At 47.7% G+C, this 476-nt stretch carries 2 tRNA genes and 1 rRNA gene; all 3 read left to right on the top strand.

Annotated elements, in window-relative coordinates:
• Positions 1–56: ribosomal RNA gene (locus Xbud_RS20270) — 16S ribosomal RNA — on the top strand; the annotation flags it as partial.
• A 66-nt stretch (positions 57–122) separates the two neighbouring features.
• Positions 123–199: transfer RNA gene (locus Xbud_RS19335), tRNA-Ile, on the top strand.
• Positions 200–238: 39 nt separating this feature from the next.
• Positions 239–314, top strand: a tRNA-Ala gene (locus Xbud_RS19330).
• The last annotated feature ends 162 nt before the right edge of the window (positions 315–476 follow it).

Below are 476 nucleotides of genomic sequence, written 5' to 3'. Positions count from 1 at the left end.
GGGTGAAGTCGTAACAAGGTAACCGTAGGGGAACCTGCGGTTGGATCACCTCCTTAACCTGAGATGGTGAAATGTGAGTGTTCACACAGATTGTCTGATAAAGCAAGAGACGGTACCGGCATAGGCTTGTAGCTCAGGTGGTTAGAGCGCACCCCTGATAAGGGTGAGGTCGGTGGTTCAAGTCCACTCAGGCCTACCAATTTTTTTGAATTGGCGGCAAGCCGGTAACGTGATAAATGGGGCTATAGCTCAGCTGGGAGAGCGCCTGCCTTGCACGCAGGAGGTCAGCGGTTCGATCCCGCTTAGCTCCACCATCATCGACTCTTGCCTGTTTGATTTCAGAATATATTGAAACTTATCAGTATATTGTGAAATATTTGCTCTTTAACAATCTGGAACAAGCTGAAAATTTGAAACAATCAGTAGCGTCGGAAGACGGTATTGATGAGTCTCTCAAAACTCCAGTCCGAAGACAC

Origin of the sequence: Xenorhabdus budapestensis (genome assembly GCF_002632465.1) — a bacterium.
Classification (GTDB): domain Bacteria; phylum Pseudomonadota; class Gammaproteobacteria; order Enterobacterales; family Enterobacteriaceae; genus Xenorhabdus; species Xenorhabdus budapestensis.
Note: the sequence above shows the minus strand (reverse complement) of the source record. Positions and strands in the feature narration are given on the sequence as shown.